The 21,255-nt window shown below is 66.0% G+C and carries 15 protein-coding genes and 2 riboswitches; of the genes, 11 read left to right on the top strand and 4 right to left on the bottom strand.

The window, feature by feature from the left end; translation table 11 throughout:
- Both cobN and cobW read right to left on the bottom strand, forming a co-directional pair.
- The gene (gene cobN / locus N5D48_RS17440; protein WP_279886590.1) at positions 1 to 3,762 is read right to left on the bottom strand and encodes a cobaltochelatase subunit CobN; all 3,762 of its coding nucleotides are present in this window, start codon (positions 3,760 to 3,762) and stop codon (positions 1 to 3) included.
- A 3-nt stretch (positions 3,763 to 3,765) separates the two neighbouring features.
- A complete protein-coding gene (gene cobW / locus N5D48_RS17435) occupies positions 3,766 to 4,833 on the bottom strand; it encodes a cobalamin biosynthesis protein CobW (RefSeq protein ID WP_279886588.1) in 1,068 nt (355 codons plus the stop codon).
- Between the two features lie 99 nt (positions 4,834 to 4,932).
- Positions 4,933 to 5,132, bottom strand: a riboswitch (cobalamin riboswitch).
- Positions 5,133 to 5,192: 60 nt separating this feature from the next.
- Positions 5,193 to 5,419: riboswitch (cobalamin riboswitch) on the top strand.
- A 97-nt stretch (positions 5,420 to 5,516) separates the two neighbouring features.
- Here cobW and N5D48_RS17430 point away from each other — a divergent pair.
- The 7 genes from N5D48_RS17430 to N5D48_RS17400 all read left to right on the top strand — a co-directional run bounded on the left by N5D48_RS17430 (position 5,517) and on the right by N5D48_RS17400 (position 11,951).
- Positions 5,517 to 5,702, top strand: a complete 186-nt coding sequence (locus tag N5D48_RS17430) for a CbtB-domain containing protein (protein WP_279886586.1) — start codon at positions 5,517 to 5,519, stop codon at positions 5,700 to 5,702.
- A 10-nt stretch (positions 5,703 to 5,712) separates the two neighbouring features.
- Positions 5,713 to 6,405: a CbtA family protein gene (locus N5D48_RS17425; protein ID WP_279886583.1), complete on the top strand. Its 693-nt coding sequence runs from the start codon at positions 5,713 to 5,715 to the stop codon at positions 6,403 to 6,405.
- On the top strand, positions 6,405 to 6,809 hold the full coding sequence (locus N5D48_RS17420) for a cobalamin biosynthesis protein (protein WP_279886580.1): 405 nt from the start codon (positions 6,405 to 6,407) through the stop codon (positions 6,807 to 6,809). The genes N5D48_RS17425 and N5D48_RS17420 overlap by 1 nt, the downstream gene beginning before the upstream one ends.
- Before the next feature lie 27 nt (positions 6,810 to 6,836).
- Positions 6,837 to 7,586 carry a precorrin-4 C(11)-methyltransferase gene (cobM, locus tag N5D48_RS17415; protein WP_279886577.1) on the top strand — a complete coding sequence of 250 codons (750 nt, stop codon included), beginning with the start codon at positions 6,837 to 6,839 and terminating at the stop codon, positions 7,584 to 7,586.
- Positions 7,587 to 7,655: 69 nt separating this feature from the next.
- Positions 7,656 to 7,898, top strand: coding sequence for a DUF1272 domain-containing protein (locus tag N5D48_RS17410; protein ID WP_279886574.1), 243 nt, complete (start codon positions 7,656 to 7,658; stop codon positions 7,896 to 7,898).
- Between the two features lie 171 nt (positions 7,899 to 8,069).
- Entirely contained in the window at positions 8,070 to 8,684 is a 615-nt protein-coding gene (locus tag N5D48_RS17405) for a response regulator transcription factor (protein ID WP_279886571.1), read from the top strand.
- A 3-nt stretch (positions 8,685 to 8,687) separates the two neighbouring features.
- Positions 8,688 to 11,951, top strand: coding sequence for a transporter substrate-binding domain-containing protein (locus N5D48_RS17400; protein ID WP_279886569.1), 3,264 nt, complete (start codon positions 8,688 to 8,690; stop codon positions 11,949 to 11,951).
- Here the strand turns inward: N5D48_RS17400 and N5D48_RS17395 are convergent.
- Both N5D48_RS17395 and N5D48_RS17390 read right to left on the bottom strand, forming a co-directional pair.
- Positions 11,926 to 13,245, bottom strand: coding sequence for a PAS domain-containing methyl-accepting chemotaxis protein (locus N5D48_RS17395; protein ID WP_279886566.1), 1,320 nt, complete (start codon positions 13,243 to 13,245; stop codon positions 11,926 to 11,928). The genes N5D48_RS17400 and N5D48_RS17395 overlap by 26 nt on opposite strands.
- Positions 13,246 to 13,389: 144 nt before the next feature.
- Positions 13,390 to 13,827, bottom strand: coding sequence for a PACE efflux transporter (locus N5D48_RS17390; protein ID WP_279886564.1), 438 nt, complete (start codon positions 13,825 to 13,827; stop codon positions 13,390 to 13,392).
- Positions 13,828 to 14,132: 305 nt separating this feature from the next.
- Here N5D48_RS17390 and wecB point away from each other — a divergent pair, with 305 nt between their 5' ends.
- The 4 genes from wecB to N5D48_RS17370 form a co-directional block, all read left to right on the top strand.
- Entirely contained in the window at positions 14,133 to 15,287 is a 1,155-nt protein-coding gene (gene wecB, locus N5D48_RS17385; RefSeq protein WP_279886561.1) for a UDP-N-acetylglucosamine 2-epimerase (non-hydrolyzing), read from the top strand.
- The gene (gene nrfB / locus N5D48_RS17380; RefSeq protein ID WP_279886558.1) at positions 15,284 to 17,458 is read left to right on the top strand and encodes a cyclic di-3',5'-guanylate-activated glycosyltransferase NrfB; all 2,175 of its coding nucleotides are present in this window, start codon (positions 15,284 to 15,286) and stop codon (positions 17,456 to 17,458) included. Before wecB ends, nrfB begins: the two co-directional genes overlap by 4 nt.
- Positions 17,455 to 20,457: a phage receptor gene (locus N5D48_RS17375; RefSeq protein ID WP_279886556.1), complete on the top strand. Its 3,003-nt coding sequence runs from the start codon at positions 17,455 to 17,457 to the stop codon at positions 20,455 to 20,457. The genes nrfB and N5D48_RS17375 overlap by 4 nt, the downstream gene beginning before the upstream one ends.
- On the top strand, positions 20,457 to 21,255 hold a 799-nt coding region (locus N5D48_RS17370; protein WP_279886553.1), incomplete at its 3' end, for a DUF4434 family protein. The genes N5D48_RS17375 and N5D48_RS17370, both read left to right, overlap by 1 nt.

Below are 21,255 nucleotides of genomic sequence, written 5' to 3'. Positions count from 1 at the left end.
TTAATTGTCTTCCTCGCCTTCGAGCAGCTGCTGCTCGAGGCTGTCGCGGTAGCTGCCCGGTTCCTGCCACAGGCCACGCTGCTGGGCTTCCAGCAGGCGCTCGGTAAGGTCGCGCAACGCCTCAGGGTTGTGCTCGCGGAGAAAATCACGGGTGGCCGGGTCGAGCACGTAGGCGTCGGCCAGGCCCTGGTAATGATGATCGTCGATCAGGTGCGTGGTGGCATCGAAGGCGAACAGATTGTCCACCGTCGCCGCCAGCTCGAAGGCACCTTTGTAGCCATGGCGCTTGGCGCCGTCGATCCACTTGGGGTTCAGCGCGCGGGCGCGGATCACCCGGTTCAGCTCTTCTTTCAAGGTGCGCACGCGTGGGCGGTCGGCCTGGCTATGGTCGCCGTGATAGCTCGCCCGCGACACGCCGGCCAGGGTCTCGGCGGCGGCCAGCATGCCGCCCTGGAACTGGTAGTAGTCGTTGGAATCGAGCAGGTCGTGCTCGTGGTTGTCCTGGTTCTGCAGCACCGCCTGCATCTGGCCAAGGCGCTGGGCGAAACGGGCGCGGGCCGGAGTGCCTTCGTCCTGGGCGCCATAGGCATAGCCGCCATGGTTGAGGTAGACCTCGGCCAGATCGTCGCGGCTGTGCCAGAGGCGCCCGTCGATGGCGTTCTGCACGCCGGCGCCATACGCGCCGGGCTTGGCGCCGAACACCCGCCAGCCCGCCTGGCGAGCGGCCAGCTCGGCGTCCAGGCCTTGCTCGAGCAACGCCTGTCGCTCGGCCCGAACCCGCGCGGCCAGTGGGTTGAGATCATCTGGCTCGTCCAGCGCCGCCACCGCCTGCACGGCGGCGTCGAACAAGCGAATGAGGTTGCCGAAGGCATCGCGGAAGAAGCCCGAAACACGCAAGGTCACGTCGACCCGGGGTCGGTCGAGCAAGCTCAGCGGCAGGATCTCGAAGTCATCGACCCGCTGGCTGCCGCTGGCCCACACCGGGCGCACGCCCATCAACGCCATGGCCTGGGCGATGTCGTCACCGCCCGTGCGCATGGTCGCCGTGCCCCACACCGAAAGGCCCAGTTGGCGCAGGTGGTCACCGTGATCCTGCAGGTGACGCTCGAGGATCAGGTTGGCCGAGGCGAAGCCCAGACGCCAGGCCGTGGCGGTCGGCAGGTTGCGCACATCGACGGTATAGAAGTTACGCCCGGTGGGCAGCACGTCCAGGCGCCCGCGGCTGGGCGCCCCGCTGGGGCCGGCCGGCACGAAGCGCCCGGCCAGGGCCGCCAGCAGGCCTTCGATTTCAGCGCCACCACAGGCATCCAGACACGGTGCGATCTGTTCGACCAGTGTTTGCAACACATCACGCACGGGCTGCCAAGCCGGTTCATCAGGCACTGCGGCGCGACCTTCCAGGGCTCGCTCGACCAACGCCAGCGCCAGCAGCTCCAAGCGCTCGCGGGTATCGCCCGTGGTGCGCCACAGCGCCGCGACGGTATCCTCGAGCAGTGCAGGCCGTGGTCCGTTCCACGCCTGCCCGAGGTCGCAATCGAGCGGATCGAAGCCCAGCGCCAGCGCCTTGGCCAGTGCACGGAGCAAACTGGCGTTGCCACCCTTGCCGTCGCCGCGCTCGACACGCATCAAGGCCAACAGCGTATCGCTGCGCAAACGCCCCACCGGCGACTGCCCGAACACATGCAGGCCGTCACGGATCTGCGACTCCTTGAGGTCGCACAGGTAGGTATCCAGGCGTGGCAGCCAGACGGCGGCATCGTCCAGTTGCCCCTCGAGCTGCAATTCACGGTCGATATGGTTGGCCTTGACCAGTTCGAGGATGTCGCGCTGCAACTCGCGCGCGCGACGCGGGTCCAGCAGCTGCGCCTCGTAGTACTCGTCCGCCAGCTGTTCGAGGTGGCGCAACGGCCCATAGGTCTCGGCGCGCGTCAGCGGCGGCATCAAATGGTCGATGATCACCGCCTGGGTCCGGCGCTTGGCCTGAGCGCCCTCGCCCGGGTCGTTGACGATGAACGGGTAGATGTTCGGCAACGGCCCGAGCAATGCGTCCGGCCAGCACTCGCGGGACAGCCCGACGCCCTTGCCGGGCAGCCACTCCAGGTTGCCGTGCTTGCCGACATGGACCAGCGCATCGGCGCCATAGCCGTTGCGCAGCCAGAAATGGAACGCCAGGTAGCCGTGCGGAGGCACCAGGTCCGGGTCGTGATACACCGCGCTGTGATCGACCTGATAGCCCCGCGCCGGCTGAATGCCGACGAAGGTCAGGCCATAGCGCAGGCCCGCCACCATCATCCGCCCGCCGCGATGCAGCGGATCCTGCTCCGGCGCTCCCCAGCGCTCCAGCACCGCGCGCTGGTTGGCCTCGGGAAGCTCGGCGAACGCCGCGTGATAATCGGCCAGGCTCAGGCTCTGGGCACAGGGTCGTTGGTCGAGGTGGTCGAGGTCGTTGGTGACCCCGCCGAGCAGTTGGCGAATCAGCTCGGTCCCGCTGTCGGGCAGGCCCGCCACCGGATAGCCCTGCGCCTGCAGCGCCTTGAGGATGTTGAGCGCCGCACCGGGGGTGTCCAGGCCAACGCCATTGCCGATGCGGCCATCGCGGGTCGGGTAGTTCGCCAGCACCAGGGCTACGCGCTTTTCCTGGTTGTCCAGCCGCGCCAGCGCCACCCAGCGTCGGGCCAGTTCGGCAACGAAGTCCATGCGCTCGGGATGGGCACGGTAGCAGACCACGTCGGACTGACTGCGCTCGCTGCGCCAGGCCAGGTCCTTGAAGCTCACCGGTCGGGTGATGATGCGCCCGTCCAGCTCCGGCAGGGCGATGTGCATGGCCAGGTCGCGGGCGCCGAGGCCCTGTTCGCTCTGTTCCCAGGCGGGCTGGTTGTCCTGGGCGCAGATGGCCTGCAGCACCGGCACATCGCGGCGCAGGGGGCGCAGATTGGGCTGCTCCGGGCTGGACAGGGCGAATCCGGTGGTGTTGATCACCACCTCGGCCTGCACCTCGTCGAGCCAGGCCTCGACCTGATCGAGACAGGCGCGCTCCTTGAGGCTGGCCACCGCGATCGGCAACGGGTTCAAGCCACAGGCCTGCAGACGCTGGCAGAACACGTCGACGAACGCGGTGTTGGCCGCCTGCAGATGCGAGCGATAGAACAGCAACGGGGCCACCGGCCACTCGGGACGCCACTCGGCGTACCAGTCCTCGAGCGCCGCGCTGGCCCTGGCCGGGTGGTACACGGCGGTACGCGGCAAAGGCTGGGGCTCGCTCCAGGGGTAATCACGCCCCAGCCATTGACTGGCCAGGCAATTGAGCAGGTTCAGCGCGTTGCCCTTGCCGCCCTGGCGCAGATAGTGCCAAAGCCGCTCGGCCTGCTCGCCGCGCACCGTGCCCAGGCCGGTCAATTCAGGGTCGGGACGATCATCGCCCGGCACCAGGATCAGTTGCACGCCATGGCTGGCCAGTTCGACCAACTGTTCGACACCATAGCGCCAGTAACCCACGCCGCCATGCAGCGACACCAGGATCACCTTGGCGTGACGCAGTACCTCGTCGACATAAAGGTCGACCGAGGCGTGGTTCTGCACCTGCATGGGATTGGCCAGGCGCAGGCTGGGGAAGTCCTCGGGCAACTGCTCGGCGGTTTCGGCGAGCAGCGCCAGGTGCGAATCGCCGCTGCAGAGGATCACCAGCTCGGCAGGGGTCTGGCCGAGATCGGCAATGCTGTCGTCCGGCACGAAACCGCCGGGCTGGGTCCGCAGCAGATGCATGGCTCAGGCGCCCAGGGCCTGGCGCAGGCGCGCCTCCAGTTGCACCGCATCGAGGTCCTGGCCGATCAGCACCAGGCGGGTGATGCGCGGCTCGTCCTGGCGCCAGGCACGGTCGAAGTGCTTGTCGAAACGTGTGCCCACGCCCTGGATCAGCAGCCGCATTGGCTTGCCCGGAATGGCGGCGAAACCCTTGGCGCGCAGGATGCCAAATTCGGTGACCAACTGCGTCAGCGCGTCGAGCAGCAGGCTGTCGTCGGCCTCGGGCAGGTCGATGGAGATAGAGTCGAAGGCATCATGGTCGTGATCATCATGGTCGTCGCCGTCGTGGTGCGAATCGTGGTGGGTGCGACGGCCGTCGATATGCGCCTCGGATTCGGCGCCCACGCCCAGCAATACCTCCAGCGGCAGACGACCGCTGCTCGCCTCGATCACCTTGACCGCCGACGGCAGCTCCTCGGCGACTTCGGCGCGGACCTTGGCCAGGCCCTGGGCATCGATCAGGTCGGCCTTGTTCAGGACCACCAGATCGGCGCTGGCCAGCTGGTCGGCGAACAGCTCGTGCAGCGGCGACTCGTGGTCCAGGTTGGGGTCGAGCTTGCGCTGGGCATCGACCTGTTCCGGGTAGGCGGCGAAGGTGCCGGCGGCCACCGCCGGGCTGTCGACCACGGTGATCACCGCGTCGACGGTGCAGGCGTTGCGGATCTCCGGCCATTGGAACGCTTGCACCAGCGGCTTGGGCAGCGCCAGCCCGCTGGTTTCGATGAGGATATGGTCGAGATCGCCGCGACGGGCCACCAGCTCGCGCATGACCGGGAAGAACTCTTCCTGCACGGTGCAGCACAGGCAGCCGTTGGCCAGCTCGTAGACGCGGCCGTTGGCTTCTTCCTCGGTGCAACCGATGCTGCACTGCTTGAGGATCTCGCCGTCGATGCCCAGCTCGCCGAACTCGTTGACGATCACCGCGATGCGGCGGCCCTGGGCGTTGTCGAGCATGTGGCGGAGCAAGGTGGTCTTGCCCGAGCCGAGGAAGCCGGTGACGATGGTGACGGGAAGCTTGGCCAGTGTTTTCATGTCGCGATGCCCTTGGCAGCAATGGCGCGGGCAGGCCGGACGACAGCCTCGGCCAGGCCGGCCGGGCGCGTTCGCCACCGGATCACCCCGCCCGGTTGAAAGTCGAAAACGTCACGAGGCAGGTCTCCTGGCTTGCACCGTTCCGGTTTCGATGCCGGTGGGCCGGCGCCTTCCCGCGCGCTGCGCAGTGGCTGTGCCGAACCCTTCAGTGCTTACAGTTGCGGGGGCAGCCGCGGCTTGTACCGCGTTCCCGTCTTAGCTCCGGCCTGGGCCGGAGAACCTCGAAGCGGCAAGGCTACGCAGTGCCTGCTTCGCGGTCAACCGCCGCCGCGATTGACGCAAGCCGTGCCCCATGATTTGCTAGCGCATTGCGTTCAGGTGCCCCCATTGGGGGTGAAACGGGAAACCGGTGCGTCACGCCGCCTCGACAGCGTGCGGACAAAGCCGGTGCTGCCCCCGCAACGGTAAGCGAGAGAGACGTCCAGACCACTGTGCCAGCACGTCGGCATGGGAAGGTGACCGCCCTCGATGGAGCCCCGCTCCAGCCTCGCCAGCCCGGAGACCGGCCTGACGTGCAGATGAACACCCCGCGGTGGGCGGGCGCTGTCGTATTCCCAGGGCGAGTCTTGCCTTGGAGCGTCGCGCTTGCCCGTTGCCATAATAAAGCAGCAGAGGAACGCGTCATGCCTTACACCAGTGCCAAGCACAGCGTCGCCACTCCCATCACCCTCAGCCAGCGCTTGATCGTCGCGGCAGGCGCCAGCCTGCTGGGTCTGTGCCTGGTGTATTTCGCCGGCTTCTCGCACATCGAGGCGGTGCACAACGCCGCCCACGATACCCGCCACAGCGCCGCCTTCCCCTGCCACTGAGTAGACCCGCATGATCACGCGTATTGCCCGTACCGCGGGCTTCAGCGGGCTGCTTGCGGCCCTTTTGCTGACCTTGCTGCAGAGTTTCTGGGTGGCCCCGCTCATTCTCCAGGCAGAGACCTATGAAAGCGCGGCCCCCGTCACCGAACATCACGAGCATGGCGAAGCCGCCGCCCATGAGCACGAACACGGTGCCGAGGCCTGGGCCCCGGAAGACGGTTGGCAGCGCGTGCTGTCCACCACAGGCGGCAACCTGGTGGTCGCGGTGGGCTTCGCCCTGATCCTCGCCGCGCTCTACAGCCTGCGCGAACCTGGCCGCGTGGCCACCGGCGCGCTCTGGGGCCTGGCTGGCTTCGCCGTGTTCTGCCTGGCGCCGACCCTTGGCCTGCCGCCGGAACTCCCCGGCACCGCAGCCGCCGACCTCGGCCAACGCCAGACCTGGTGGATCGGCACCGCCGCCGCCACGGCAGGCGGCCTGGCCCTGCTGGTGTTCGCTCGACACTGGCTGCTCAAGGCGCTTGGCGTTGCCCTGCTGGTGCTTCCACACCTGATCGGCGCACCGCAGCCCGCCGTGCATGAGAGCCTCGCCCCGCAAGCCCTCGCGACGCAGTTCAAGATCGCCTCCTGGCTGACCAATGCCGCGTTCTGGCTGGCCCTGGGCCTGCTCAGCGCCTGGCTGTACCGCCGCTCCAGCCAGGCTTGATGTCCGTGTATCCGCCGGTGCTGTATGCCGGCTTCGGCTGCCGCCGGGGCTGCCCGGTGGAAACCCTGGCGGTGCTGCTGCGTCAGACCCTCGCCAGCAATGCCCTGCCGCTTTCTGCCTTGGGGGCGATCGCCAGTATCGCCCCCAAGGCCCGCGAGCCCGGCCTGCTGGCGCTGGCCGAGCGCCTCGGGTTGCCTTTCGTATGCTTCGAGGCCGAGCACCTGCTCGTCTTCGAGCCCCTGCTCAGCCAGCGCTCGGCCAATGCCTACGCCCAGACCGGCTGCTGGGGCGTTGCCGAAAGCACCGCGCTGGCGCTGGCCGGTCGTGCAACCGACCGGCCACGCCTGCATGTACCGCGCCAGGTCCTCGGTGGCGCTACCCTGGCGCTGGCCATCGGCGGATAATCCGCCCTTTTTCTGCAAGGAACTCCCATGACGGTCTACTTCATCGGCGCCGGCCCCGGCGACCCGGAACTGATCACGGTCAAGGGCCAGCGCCTGATCCGGCAATGCCCAGTGATCATCTACGCCGGCTCCCTGGTCCCACCCGCGGTACTGAAGGGCCACCGCGCGCATACCGTGATCAACAGTGCCGAGCTGCACCTGGAGCAGATCGTCACCGCCATGCGCCAGGCCCACGCCAAGGGTGAGGATGTCGCCCGGGTCCACAGTGGCGACCCCAGCCTCTACGGTGCCATCGGCGAGCAGATCCGCCATTTGCGCGAGCTGGGTATCGACTACCAGATCGTCCCCGGGGTGACCGCCACCGCGGCCAGCGCGGCGTTGCTGGGCTGCGAGCTGACCCTGCCCGATGTCGCCCAGACGGTCATCCTTACCCGCTATGGCGACAGCTCGCCCATGCCACCCGGCGAGCAGCTGGCCGACCTGGCCCGGCACGGCAGCACCCTGGCCATTCACCTGGGTGTCAAGCACCTGTCCCGCATCGTCGCGCAGCTGCTGCCGCACTACGGGCCCGACTGCCCTGTCGCCGTGGTCCACCGCGCCACCTGGCCGGACCAGGACTGGGTCAAGGGTACCCTCGCGGACATCGTCGATGGCGTGGCGAGCAAGGGGTTCCGGCGTACCGCGCTGATCCTCGTCGGCCATGTGCTGGGCGATGCGCCGTTCGCCGAATCCGCCCTCTATCGGGCCGGGCACGCCCATCTCTATCGCCCGGGCTGAGGCGGCGATTGTCGGCTGGCGACGCACCGTTGCACACTAGGGTTTCATCCTCCCGACGGCGGCCAAGCCATGCTCGAACTACGCCCCAACTGCGAATGCTGCGACACCGACCTGCCAGGCGAAAGCCCGGACGCACTGATCTGCTCGTTCGAATGCACGTTCTGCCGGGCCTGCAATGATCGACACTTCCAAGGCCGATGCCCCAACTGCGGGGGGCAACTGGTCACGCGCCCAACCCGAGTGGGCCGTTCGCTGATAAACAACCCGGCCTCGCGCCAACGCGTGAACAAGGCCCACCCCGCCTGCACCTGATCAGTGGCTTGTAGTCCTTTTCAACAAATGGAGGTAGGATTTTCAACATGATAGTACTCGGCTATTACCAAGGCCCCTGAATCGCCGTAATGTTCGCGCTGCCCAGTGGGTCCGTATAAAAGCACCAACTTGCAAGGCAGGAAGCGGACCTTATCTCGACAGGAGTTATCCATGACAACCGTACTGTTGGTCGATGACCACCACATTGTTCGACTCGCCGTGCGCATGCTGCTCGAGGGTGAACGCTTCACCGTCGTGGGTGAAACCGGCAAAGGCAAGGAAGCTGCCCGCCTGGCGGCCGAAACCAAGGCAGATGTGGTCATCCTCGATATTGGCCTGCCGGACCTCGACGGCATGGAAGTCATCAAACGCCTCAAGCTTCTGGACCCAGCGCCCAGGATCATGGCGCTGACAGGCCAACCCGCCGACCTTTATGTGCGCCGCTGCATGGATGCCGGTATCTCGGCCTTCGTCAACAAAGACGAGGATCTCGATGCGCTGGTCTTTGCCCTCAAAGCCTTGGTCAAGGGCTATTCGACCTTCCCGCAGATGCACGTCAACAGCAATACGCTCGAAAGCGAGGGCGAACGACTTGGCAGCCTGTCAAACCGCGAAGTGGAAGTCTTGAGGCGCCTTGGCAGCGGCCAGAGCAACAAACTGATCGGCGAGCAGATGAACCTCAGCGCCAAGACCATCAGCACCTACCGTGGTCGAATCAAGGACAAGCTCAAGGCCGAATCGCTGGTGGAGATGGTCGACCTGGCCAAACGCAACAAAGTGGTCTGAGCCATGAGCAAGGGCACCTTGCTGTGCCTGCTGCTTGCCGCATGGCTGCCCGCCTGTACCCTGGGCGCCTCCGCCAGCGAAAGCTGCCATTTGCTGGCGCGCGCCCTGAGCGCCGCCCCTGCGCTGCCACTGAGCGACTCCGATCGCCAGTGGTTGCGTGAGCGCAAACGCCTGGTACTGGGCAGTTCGCGTCCGGACTACCCACCGTTCGACATCAACAACAGCCTGACCGACTATGAAGGCCTCAGCGCCGACTATGCGGGGCTGATTGCCGAACAGCTGGGCATCCCCATCGAAGTTCGACGCTACGCCAGTCGTGTGCAGGCCCTGGCAGCGCTGCATGCCGGGGAAATCGACCTGCTGGGCACATCCAACGCCTTCGAAGCCAACGACGCCGAACTGGCCCTGAGCCTGCCGTATGCCGATGACCTGCCGGTCATCGTGACCCGCCATTCCCGCTCCGTGCACGGCGACCTTGCCGGACTGCGCCTTGCCATGGTCGACCACTACCTGCCGATGCAGACAGTGCGCCAACTGTTCCCCAAGGCTCAGCTGAGCCTCTATCGCTCGACCCTGGCGGGCGTGGCGGCCGTCGCCCTCGGCGAGGCCGATGCCTACCTGGGCGATGCCATCAGCTCCGACTACGTGATCGCCAAAGGCTACCAGGGCATGGTCAAGGTCGATCACTTCGTCAAGGCACCCGCCAGTACCTTCGCGTTCGCCCTGCCTCGGGACAATGCCCGGCTGCTGATCCTGGTGGACCAGGCTCTGGGACGCATCGCCGACAGTGAACGGTTGAATATCCTGCGACGCTGGACCAGCGGCAGCACCAGCATTCTGCTCGATCGCCGCCTGGATGCGCTGACCGTCGAGGAGCGCGCCTGGATCGAGCAGCACCAGCAGGTCAAGGTGATGATCAACACCACCCTCGCTCCCCTGACCTTCGCCGATGCCCAGCAGCATCCACGTGGCATCGCTCTGGATCTGCTGGAGCGCATCAGCCTGCGCACCGGCCTGCAATTCCAGATCGTCGAGTCCGAGTCGTTCCAGGACATGGTCGAGCAGGCCAGCCAAGGTCGAGTGGACATGATCGGCGCCATCGGCTATGGCACATACCGCGCCCAGCGCCTGCGCTACACCCGTCCCTACATGATCAGCCCACGGGTACTGGTCACCCGCCAGGAGGCACCCGCGCTGTCCAGCACCCATCCGCTGCACGGCTTGCGCGTGGCCGTGCTGCGCGGCTCACCGCTGCTCGAAGGCAGCATCGGCGTGCGCCCGGTGGAGGTCGAGAACCCGCTGCAATTGATGGAGGCGGTTGCCAACGGCAGCGCCGATGTGGCGATCAGTTCACACATCAATGCCGCGTACTTCATCAACCAGGTGTTCAAGGGACGCCTGCGGATCGCCGGCCTGCAGGGTGACGAGCCTGCCCTGGCGGCCTTCGCTGTGAGTCCCGCCTTGCCACAACTGCAAGCCATCCTGGACAAGGCGTTGCTGAGCATTCCTCCCGATGAACTGGAGCAGTTGGTCAACCGCTGGCGTACCAGCACCGTGGTGAGCGACAGCCCCTGGCGCAATTACCGCGCCCTGGCCTTGCAGGTGCTGGTCCTGGCCGCGGTACTGCTAGCCGGCGTGGTCTTCTGGAACACCTACCTGCGTAAACTGATCCACCAACGCACCGAGGCCCAGCGCGCCCTGCAGGAGCAACTGGCGCTCAGCCGCGGCCTGCTCGAACAGCTGCGCCAGGCCAAGGAGGACGCCGAGCACGCCAGCCGGGCGAAAAGCCGCTTTCTGGCGGTCATGAGCCATGAGATCCGCACACCGATGAACGCTGTCATCGGCCTGCTCGAGCTGGCCATGGAGGACAGCCGCCACGGGCGCAGCGACCACCAGGCCCTGGAAACCGCCCATGACAGTGCGATCGGTCTGCTCGACCTGATCGGCGACGTGCTCGACATATCACGCATCGAATCGGGCCATGTGAGCCTGCAACCCCTCGCAATTGACCTGGTCGAGCTGGTGCATGCCACCCTGCGGGTGTTCGAGGCCAATGCGCGCCTCAAGGGCCTCTCGCTGCGCACGATGCTGCCCGCCACACCCTGCTGGGTGATCGCCGATCCGCTGCGGATCAAGCAGGTGCTGTCGAACCTACTGAGCAACGCGATCAAGTTCACCGATCAAGGCCATATCGATGTGTCGCTGACGGTAGCGGCGCTTGACGAACACTCGCTACGGGCGGCGTTCCAGATCAGGGACACGGGCATAGGCATCAGCACGACCGATCAGGCGCGGCTGTTCAGCGCCTTCGCGCAGGTCGATGGCCGCCAGGCTCGCCAGGGTGCAGGTCTGGGGCTGGTGATCAGCCGCGAGTTGTGCGAGCTGATGGGCGGGCAACTGAGCCTGCAGAGCCTCGAAGGGCTGGGTACCCAGGTCGATGTCCTGCTGCCTCTTCCAATCGCCGAGGCCCATGCCCCCCTACCCGCCGACAGGCCTGCGAGCGAACTCGGCGCAGGACCTCTGCGGGTCCTGGTGGTCGATGACTACCCCGCCAACCTGCTACTGCTGGACAAACAGTTGCGCACCCTCGGCCATCAGGTCGTACTGGCCGACCAGGGCAAAAGCGCGCTGGCGGCATGGCAGGAGGGACGCTTCGACGTGGTGATCACCGACTGCAGCATGCCGGTCATGGACGGCCATGAACTGGCCCGGCGCATCCGCGCGCAAGAGCTGGCGAGGAAGCTGCCAGCTTGTCGCATCATTGGCGTCACGGCCAATGCCCAGAGCGAAGAACGCCAACGTTGCCTGGCCAGTGGCATGGACGAATGCCTGTTCAAGCCGATCGGCCTGCGCACGCTCAGGGCTGCCTTGCCACAGGGTGGCGCTCCTTCGCATGAGCAGCCGTTCAAACTACAGAACACCAGTGGTTTTCATCTTGGACAATTGCGCCATCTCACCCAGGACGACGATCAATTGACCCGCCACCTGCTGGAGCAACTGGCCCACAGCAATGCCCAGGACCTGCAGGCATTGCACGACCTCGGGCCACAACCAGCGGGCGATGCGCTGAGCGCGGTGGTGCACCGGGTCAAGGGCGGCGCCAAGATGCTCAAGGTCAGGAACGTGGTGCAGGACTGCGAAGCGCTCGAGCAGGTGCTCGCCAGCGGTCAACCGATCGGGTTGGCGCTCGACCGGCTGAAGGCGAGCCTGCTCAGCCTGGAACAGGAACTGCGCGACAACCTCAATGCAGTTGCAAGGTCGAACTAATCTGGCTGATAGCGTCCACCACGTGCCGTGATCCCTGCTGTATCTCCATGATCACGGTACCCGCCTCGTTCGCCAGTTCCACTCCCAGGCCAGTGCGGGTCAGGCTCGACTGCATGCTGGCCACTGCCGTCAACGACAGGTCATGGTTCTGCCGCACCACGTCGACGATCTCGAGCGTGGCCTTGCTCGTGCGTGCCGCCAGGTTGCGCACTTCATCGGCGACCACGGCGAAGCCTCGACCATACTCTCCGGCCCGAGCGGCCTCGATTGCCGCATTGAGCGCCAGCAAGTTGGTCTGGTCGGCAATGCCGCGAATGGTCAGGACGATCTGACCGATCGCTTCGGACTGCTTGCTCACGGCATCGATGCTGCGCGCGGCTTCGTTCAGTTCCGCGGAGATCTGCTCGATCACCTCGACGGCCTGCTGCACCACCTGGGTGCCCTTGCGCGCGCAGGCGTCGGTCTGCACGGAACTGGCGTGAGCCGCATCGGCGGCGGTTTGCTGGGTACTGACCTGGCGGGTGATGTCGCTGGCGAACTTCACGACTTTGTAGAGGCGCCCTTTATTGTCGAAGATCGGGTTGTAGGAAGCCTCCAGGTAGACGGTCTGCCCTTGCTTGTTGATGCGCTCGAAGCGATGGGAGTGGTACTCGCCACGGTTGAGCGACGCCCAGAACTCGCGATACTGGGCCGATTCACGCTCGTGGGGCAGGCAGAACAGCCCATGGTGGCGCCCCACCACTTCATCCAGGCGGTAGCCCATGGTGTCGAGAAAGTTCTGGTTGGCCTTGATCACCCGCCCGGCCGGCGTGAACTCGATGACCGCCATCGACCGCCCGATCGCCTTGAGCAGGCTGTCGCTCTCATGCTCCTCGATCACGTGCCGGGTAATGTCGGCAGCCACCTTGATCACACTGGTCACTTGCTGCCGGTCGTCGACGACCGGCATGTAGCTGGCTTCGAGCCAGACTTCACGACCGGATTTGTCCAGCCGCTCGAAGGTGCCGCTGATGGCCTTGCCTTGCCCCAGCTCACGCCATAGTTGCTGGTATTCGGCGCTCTTGGCGTAGCCGGGGTCACAGAATATGCGGTGGTGCTTGCCACGGATTTCGTCGGGGCTGTAGCCCATGGTATTGCAGAAGTTCTCGTTGGCATCGAGGATGATGCCGTCGGGCGCAAACTCGATCATCGCCATGGAACGGCTGATTGCCGCCAGCTTCGCTTCCATGCCCGCCAAGGCCTGTCGGCTGCGCTGGATCTCGACCAGGTCGGACTTGCGATGGTACTCGAACATGTGCCGGATCTCCTTGTTTCCACGGGATGATCCTGAGCATAGATCGGGGTTTGGGCCGTGCAAGCGATTTGATATCACTTTGGGATTAAGCACTTGAACCGTTTGTCCGACGCTGGCGTTCGACAGGCGATCAAGCCGACCTGATCAACACCCCTTGGGTACTTCCTGCGCAGAAACCGGTACATCGAACACCTTGTCGAAGCCCCACTGAAACACAAACGCATAAACGAAGAAGAATACGAACAGGGCCAGATTGGTCACCAGCGCGGCCCATAGACCGATATCCAGCCAGTAAGCCACCAACGGCAAGAGAATCAGCACCAGCCCACCCTCGAACCCCAGCGCATGCAACAGACGCCGCAGGAACGTACGGTTGCGTTTGTGCTGCCGTGCCTCCCACCGCTCGAACGCCCAGTTGTAGGCCATGTTCCAGCTCATGGCGATGGCCGACATGAGTATCGACAACACGGTCGACTGCGCCATGCCCGCGCCAAACGCGAACTCCAGGGCCGGCGCCACGCACGCCACCGCGATGGCTTCATAGAGGATGGCCTGAACGACCTTGCGCGCCTTGCCTTGCATGTGCAGCTCCCTGGAAAAAAGACCTACAAAATTACAAGAAGAAAGCCACGAGAAAAAGTCAGAAATACTTTATTGACTGACCGTTCAATCAAGAAAAGCTAGCATGAACGTTTCAGCAGCACCCCATCCCTGGCATCCGGCACCACCCCCGTCGACCCGATCCGGCCTTCGCGCCACTGCCGCCAAGCGCTGCGCAGGGCCGGCCGCGCATTGGACAACCCCGCATTCCGCTGCTTGTATCTATGACTTGCAAGCGCCGACAAGTCGTACAACTTCGTCCAGGGAATCGAACGAGGAACTACACGATGGCCTACACCGTGATGATGGTTTTCGGTACCCGCCCGGAAGCGATCAAGATGGCCCCGCTGGCCCGCGTCCTGCGCGAATGGCCCGAGGTCGACCTGCATATCTGCTCCACCGGCCAGCATCGCGAGATGCTCGAACAAGTCCTCACCGCCTTCGGCCTGAAGGTCGACCAGGATTTGCAGGTGATGACCCAGAACCAGACGCTCAACGGCCTGTCCCGCGACCTGCTCGACAAGCTCGACCAAGCCTATGAACAGGTCAAGCCCGACATCGTCCTGGTCCACGGCGACACCACCACCAGCTTCATCGCCTCGCTGGCCGCCTTCCATCGGCACATCCCCATCGGCCATGTCGAGGCCGGCCTGCGCACCGGCAACCTGCAGCAGCCATGGCCGGAGGAAGCCAACCGGCGCCTGACCGGCGTGCTCGCCGACCTGCATTTCACCCCCACCCGCGACTCCGACGCCAACCTGATCCGTGAGGGCGTGCCGCCAGAACACATCGAAGTCACCGGTAACACCGTGATCGATGCCTTGCTGTGGATGCGCGACAAACTCAAGAGCGACAAATGGCGCCCGGCCGCGGACTCGCCGCTCAACGTGCTGCGTGACGACCAGCGCATGGTGCTGATCACCGGCCACAGGCGGGAGAACTTCGGCAGCGGTTTCGAACGCATCTGCCTGGCCCTGGCCGAGCTCGCCCTGCGCTACCCGGACGTGCAGTTCCTCTACCCCGTGCACCTCAACCCACAGGTGCAGCATGCGGTGTACAGCGTGCTCTCCGGTCGCGACAACATCCACCTCGTCGCGCCCCAGGACTATCCGCACTTCGTCTGGCTGATGAACCGCGCCCATATCATCCTCACCGACTCCGGCGGCGTGCAGGAAGAAGCCCCTGCGCTGGGCAAGCCAGTGCTGGTGCTGCGCAAGGTCACCGAACGCCCGGCGGTGCTCAAGGGCGGCACGGTCAAGCTGGTCGGCACCCTCACCGAACGCATCGTCCACGAAACCAGCCAACTGCTGGACGACCCGGTCGCCTATGAGCGCATGGCACAGGTCTACACACCCTTCGGTGACGGCCACGCCAGCGAACGTATCGCCGAACGCCTGACTCGCTGGTTCGCCGAGCAATCCGCCGCGCGAGACAACGCATGAGCCTGGTTTTCATCGACTTCCTGACCTATGTGCTGTTCGGCCTGAAAATCCTGGCCATCGTCCTGGCGGCATTGATGTTCCTGCTCGGTCTGGACGACCTGTTCATCGACCTGTGCTACTGGGGCCGCAAGCTGATCCGCCGTTTCCGGATCTACGACAGGTTCGAAAAAGCCGACGAGAAGCGCCTGTTCGAAGTGCCGGAAAAGCCTCTGGCGATCATGGTCCCGGCCTGGAACGAAGTCGGTGTGGTCGGCGAGATGGCCCGCCTGGCCGCCTCGACCATCGACTACGAGAACTACCAGATCTTCGTCGGCACCTACCCCAACGACCCGCAGACCCAAGCCGACGTAGACGCCGTGTGCCTGCACTATCCCAACGTGCACAAAGTGGTCTGCGCCCGCCCCGGCCCGACCAGCAAGGCCGACTGCCTGAACAACATCATCGACGCCATCCTGCGCTTCCAGCAGGACGCACGCATCGAGTTCGCCGGTTTCATCCTGCATGACGCCGAGGACGTCATCTCGCCGATGGAGCTGCGCCTGTTCAACTACCTGCTGCCGAACAAGGACATGATCCAGATTCCGGTGTACCCCTACGCCCCGGAATGGAAGGGCTTCACCGCCGGCCACTACGTCGACGAGTTCGCCGAGAACCACGGCAAGGACGTGATCGTGCGCGAGGCGCTCACCGGCCAGGTGCCCAGCGCCGGGGTCGGCACCTGCTTCAGCCGTCGGGCGATCAGCGCGCTGCTCGAGGAAGGTGACGGCATCGCCTTCGACGTGCAGAGCCTGACCGAGGACTACGACATCGGCTTTCGTCTCAAGCAGAAGGGCATGAAGTGCATCTTCGCCCGCTACTCCATCACCGACCCGGCCCTGGCCTTGAAGCAGGAATGGCGCCCCGGCATGAGCCGCGAGTTCGCCCAGGTGATCTGCGTGCGTGAGCACTTCCCCCGCGACTGGCAGCACGCCATCCGCCAGAAGTCGCGGTGGATCGTCGGCATCGTGTTCCAGGGCACCAGCAACCTCGGCTGGAGCCGCAAGGGCGCGCTCAACTACTTCCTCTGGCGTGACCGCCGCGGGCTGTTCGCCTACCTCCTGAGCTTTTTGGTCAACCTGTTGCTGCTGGTGCTGCTGGCGATGTGGCTGGTCACGGTGATCGCACCGGACTCCTGGCGCTTCATGTCCATTCTCAGCGACAGCAAGCTGCTCAGCGTGCTGCTCTGGCTCAACGGCCTGCTGCTGTTCAACCGCCTGTTCCAGCGCTTCTGGTTCGTCACGCGCTATTACGGCATTTTCGAGGGGCTGCTGTCGGCGCCGCGGATGATGTGGAGCAACTTCGTCAACTTCTTCGCCAACCTGCGGGCGCTGCGCCAAGTCATGGAAATGGGCGACTCGCGCCGTGTGGCCTGGGACAAGACCACCCACGAGTTCCCCGCCATCGCCTCGCCCGCCCGCACGCCCCTGGGCCAGCGCCTGGTGGACAAAGGCCTGATCAACGCCGAGCAACTGCAGCAGGCCGTCACCAACCCGGTCCGACGCCGCCTGGGCCGCGAGTTGCTGCTGCGCGGCTGGCTCGACAGCGAGCAACTGGTCGAGGCCCTGGCCGAGCAGCTGGACCTGCCCTGGGCACCGCTCAACCCGTTCAAGATCGCCCCCGAACTGATCGCCAAGCTGCCGCGCAAGCTCGCCACCCACTACGGTGTGCTGCCCGTGGGCGAAGACGGCGACACCCTGGTGCTGGCCAGCGAGAGCCCGGTCAGCCAGGTGTCGCTGGGGGTGATCAGCCGTCAGCTCAAGCGCCCGGTGCGGGCACGGCTGGCGCCACAGGGCCGGGTCACGCTTGGCCTGCGCTACCACTATCCGAGCCCCTGGCAGAAACCCGAGACGCGGGAAATGCTCAAGGTCCTGGAGCGCCATCAGGACGACGCCGACCTGCTGGAAAAGGTCAGCACCCACCAGGTGATGCTCGGCGCGCTGCTCCAGGTCCGCGGCATGGTGCCGGTGACACTGTTCAACCAGGCGTTGATCGACTTCGACCCCGAGCACCAGAGTCTGGGCGAACACCTGATCGCCCGCGGCATCATCACCGAGGCTGTGCTGCAGCAAGCCCTCGTCGAGCAGGCCAGCGAACAGCAGGCCGCCTATGACCTGACCCGGGAGGTGGCATGACGCCCCGTCTTTCCCTGACATTGGCCAGCCTGTTGCTGTGTTCCTCCACCCTGGCCGCGCCCACTGCGCCGATGACCGACTTCCAGCGTTTCACCAGTTATCCGTTCATGGAACGCGGCTATCGCGAGGCGCAGAAGGACAACTGGCCCGAGGTCGAGCGCCTGACCCGACACGTGCTCAAGCGCGTGCCCAACAACAACGAAGCCCGCGCCCTGCTGGCCGAGTCCCTGGCCCATCAACGCCGCTACAAGGAAGCCGAGGCGATCGCCGAGGACCTCGACGACAACCCCGAGCACGCCGACGCCCTGCTCGAATTGCGCCTGACCTGGATCGAGCAGGATCCACCGTCACCTGGCCAGGTCGAGACCTGGCTGGCCGGCAGCCAGGGCCAGCAGCGCGTGCGCCTGTGGCAGGCCTACAGCGTCAGCCTGGCCAAGTTCGGCGGCGCCGCCAAGGCGCTGGACTGGCTCAACCAGTTGCCGGTGCGCGACGACGGCATGGTGCTGCGCCTGACCCGGGCCAACTTCGCCGAACAGCTGCGCAACTGGGGCGAAACCATCGACCAACTGCAGCCATTGGCCGACAAGGGCCAGTTGCCCGCCGAAGACTGGCAGCGCCTGGCCAACGCCTATGTCCAGCAAGTCGATGAAGACCACCTCAACAAGTTACTGGCCAGCGCGCCATCGCCAGAGGCCGCGACCCGTACGCGCCTGGCCATGGCCAACCGCGCCATCGCCATGGGCCACAACCAGCAGGCAGAGCGCTGGCTGCAAAGCCTGCCGCAGGATAAGTTGCAACAGCCCGAACAACGCCAGCAGCTGTGGGAACTGGCCCGCGAAGGCGACGACGCGCCCCTGGTGCGGCGTCTGAGCAATGAACTGCAGCGCCCCTGCCTGGAAACCGTCGACTGGCTGTCGCGCAAGGACCTGCAACTGGCTCGCGAACAGCTCGCCCAGTGCCAGGCCAGCGGCAACCAGCGCTCATACGCGATCCTCAGGCAGCGCTTGTATGGCGACCCACCGCAACCGGCGCAACCACGCACACCCGCGCAGTGGGAGCAGCGCTATCGACAGACAGGCGATCTCGCGGCGCTGGAGCAAGCCAGCTTCATGCTGCTCGAACGCGGGCGGTCCGAGCATGCGCGACAGCTGCTGGAACAGGCCTACGATCGCCGTCAAGGTCACCTGACGCCTTCGTTGCTACAGCGCCTGGGCAATCTCTACGCACGCAACGACGGTCCGCTGAACAGCCCGCGCATGCTGGCCCTGATACCCCGGGTCGACCCGACGACCCGCAGCCAGTTGCTCGGCCGCCTGGCCGAGGCTGGCCAGTGCGATGCCGTGCGCCAGGCGATCCCGGCCAAGCCCAGCGAAGCCGGCCAGTTCCGTGCCCTGGGCCGCTGCGCGATGCCCGACCGGCCCGGCGAGGCGGTGGTCTACTACCAGGCCGCCGAGCGCCTCGGCGACACGGCCAGCCGGCTGCCATTGGCCTATGCCCTGGAAGCCTCCGGCGACTCCGAGAGCGCTCTGCCGATCTGGAACAGCCTGCCGGCCAGTGCCTGGTCCGACAATGCCCGCCTGACCGCCGCCCGAGGCGCCCTCAACGCAGGCGATGCCAACGCCGCCCGCCGCCACTGGGACGCCGCCGCCCACCACAGCGCCGACGACTGGGCGCTGGGGGCCGCCATTGCCCAGCGCCAGGGCGATACCCAGCAGGCCCTGGCGTTCCAGCGCGAAGCCCTGCGCCACAACCCGCGTGCCGATCACTACTACGCCGCCGCCGGCACCGCCCAGCAGGCTGGTGACAGCGCCCAGAGCACGGCATGGCTGGCCGAGGCCGTGCGCCTGGCGCCCGAGCAACCACGCTACCGCGCCGACTACGGCATGCGCCTGGCCGGCGCGGCGGACAAGCAGCAACGGCGTCAGTCCATTCCCTACCTGGAGCGCGCCACCCGCGACTTCCCCGAGGACTACCGCCTGGGCGAGACCCTGGCGCTGCGCTACGACGAAGCCGAGGACAGCGCCTCGGCCCGCCGCGAGCTGCGCCGGGTATTGGACGTAGAGCAGAACCTGGTGGACGGCGATGACGAGTACGGCAGCCTCGAGGCTCGCAAGTACCGCCAGCGCCGCGCCCACGAGGCCCTGTCGCGCCGCGACACCATCACCCTGGCCAGCACCTGGTCACCGGCCGGCACCTCGACCAACGACAAGTTCCTCGAAACCGGCGAGCGCGACGGTGCCTCGCGCCGGGCGCGCTCGCAGAATGTGCAGTTGGCCATGTGGGACCACGCCTTGGGTGAAGAACCCAGCCGCAACGGCAGCACCCTGTCGGTGTACGGCCGCGTGCTGTTCGGTGGCCAGAGCCGCACCGACTACGCCCAGAGCATGGGCACCGGCGTGGGCCTGCGCTACAAGCCGTTCGGCCAGGCCAACCTCAACCTCTACGCCGAGCTCTACCACCAGCGCCAGGTCGACAGCGAGCACTACAGCGGCCTGAGCCTGGGCGAGCTGCTCAGCCCGGCCAAGGTTGGCGGCAACTGGGGCGACCTGCGCCACAACGCCGAGTCGAGCAACGACCTGCTGCTGCGCGCCACCGCCTCGTTCCTCGATCAGGGCCGGTATCGCAACGACTGGCGCATCGACGAAGACGACTGGGACGAGCGTTTTCTCTACCTCGACGCCGCCTGGTGGACCCGTGCCGGTGATCACGCCTGGCTGTCGCGCTTCCAGCAGGGCCATGCCTGGAAACTGCCCGCCCAGTCGCCGCAGACGATCATGCCCTACGGCTTCCTCGAGTTCGCCAGCCAGGATCCGAGCAACGACTGGCGGCAGGACGCCCGCGCCGGGGTCGGCGTACGCTGGCAGTGGTGGTTCGACGATGACCGCTACAACGCCTACCGCGGCTCGCTGAAAGTGCGCGCCGAGTATCAGCAATCGCTGGGTGGCAACCTTTATGAGCGCGCCAACGGCGTGCTGCTGGGCGTGGAGATGACATTCTGATGCGCAAGTTCCTGGCAGTCTGCCTGCTCGCCCTGTGCCTGCCCACGCAGGCCGACCAGCGCCTGTTCTACCAACCGCTCAACCGCGACGCCAGCGTGACCCCGGCCCAGTGGCAGCAACTGTGGCGCGCCACCATGGCCCAGGGTGGCAAGACGCTGATCGTGCAGTGGAGCGCCTACGGTGACAGCGACTTCGGCGGCGCCCACGGCTGGCTCGCGAACAGCCTGCGCGAGGCGCGGGCACAGGGCCTGGAGCTGGTGCTGGGCCTGTACATGGACCCAGCCTATTACCAACGCCTGGAACAGCTGGACGGCGAGGGACTGAGCAGCTACTTCAAAGCCCAGCTGGGCCGCTCCCTTACCCAGTACCAGCAGCTGAAGGCCGACTGGGCGCTGCCGGTGTCCGGCTGGTACCTGCCGCTGGAGCTGGACGACCTGCACTTTCGCGATGCGGCCAGGCGCGATGCGCTGTACACCCAGTTGCAGGCGTTCAACCGCCAGCTGGACAAGCCGCTTCATATCAGTGCCTTCAGCGCAGGTCAGCTATCACCACGGGTCAATGGCGCCTGGCTGGATGGCCTGGCGGGGCTTGGCCTGAATGTCTGGTGGCAGGACGGCTCCGGAACCGGACGCCTGGCGCCCCTGGTGCGTGCGAGCTACGAGCAGGCACTGCCCTGCCGGGTGGGTATCGTGCGCGAGGCGTTTCGCCAGGTCAGCCAGTCCGGCCAGCCGTTCCGTGCTGAACCGGCGCAGCCGGCGCTGAATGGCGGCTGCCACGCCGAAGCGGTGTTCGCCCTGC

It is taken from the genome of Pseudomonas sp. GD03858, from assembly GCF_029840925.1.
Lineage (GTDB): Bacteria > Pseudomonadota > Gammaproteobacteria > Pseudomonadales > Pseudomonadaceae > Aquipseudomonas.
Note: the sequence above shows the minus strand (reverse complement) of the source record. Positions and strands in the feature narration are given on the sequence as shown.

Bases quoted from the DNA above. Each gene is read 5' to 3' on its own strand.
- cobN (WP_279886590.1), bottom strand. From the start codon at position 3,762: ATGCATCTGCTGCGGACCCAGCCCGGCGGTTTCGTGCCGGACGACAGC.
- cobW (WP_279886588.1), bottom strand. From the start codon at position 4,833: ATGAAAACACTGGCCAAGCTTCCCGTCACCATCGTCACCGGCTTCCTC.
- N5D48_RS17430 (WP_279886586.1), top strand. From the start codon at position 5,517: ATGCCTTACACCAGTGCCAAGCACAGCGTCGCCACTCCCATCACCCTC.
- N5D48_RS17425 (WP_279886583.1), top strand. From the start codon at position 5,713: ATGATCACGCGTATTGCCCGTACCGCGGGCTTCAGCGGGCTGCTTGCG.
- N5D48_RS17420 (WP_279886580.1), top strand. From the start codon at position 6,405: ATGTCCGTGTATCCGCCGGTGCTGTATGCCGGCTTCGGCTGCCGCCGG.
- cobM (WP_279886577.1), top strand. From the start codon at position 6,837: ATGACGGTCTACTTCATCGGCGCCGGCCCCGGCGACCCGGAACTGATC.
- N5D48_RS17410 (WP_279886574.1), top strand. From the start codon at position 7,656: ATGCTCGAACTACGCCCCAACTGCGAATGCTGCGACACCGACCTGCCA.
- N5D48_RS17405 (WP_279886571.1), top strand. From the start codon at position 8,070: ATGACAACCGTACTGTTGGTCGATGACCACCACATTGTTCGACTCGCC.
- N5D48_RS17400 (WP_279886569.1), top strand. From the start codon at position 8,688: ATGAGCAAGGGCACCTTGCTGTGCCTGCTGCTTGCCGCATGGCTGCCC.
- N5D48_RS17395 (WP_279886566.1), bottom strand. From the start codon at position 13,245: ATGTTCGAGTACCATCGCAAGTCCGACCTGGTCGAGATCCAGCGCAGC.
- N5D48_RS17390 (WP_279886564.1), bottom strand. From the start codon at position 13,827: ATGCAAGGCAAGGCGCGCAAGGTCGTTCAGGCCATCCTCTATGAAGCC.
- wecB (WP_279886561.1), top strand. From the start codon at position 14,133: ATGGCCTACACCGTGATGATGGTTTTCGGTACCCGCCCGGAAGCGATC.
- nrfB (WP_279886558.1), top strand. From the start codon at position 15,284: ATGAGCCTGGTTTTCATCGACTTCCTGACCTATGTGCTGTTCGGCCTG.
- N5D48_RS17375 (WP_279886556.1), top strand. From the start codon at position 17,455: ATGACGCCCCGTCTTTCCCTGACATTGGCCAGCCTGTTGCTGTGTTCC.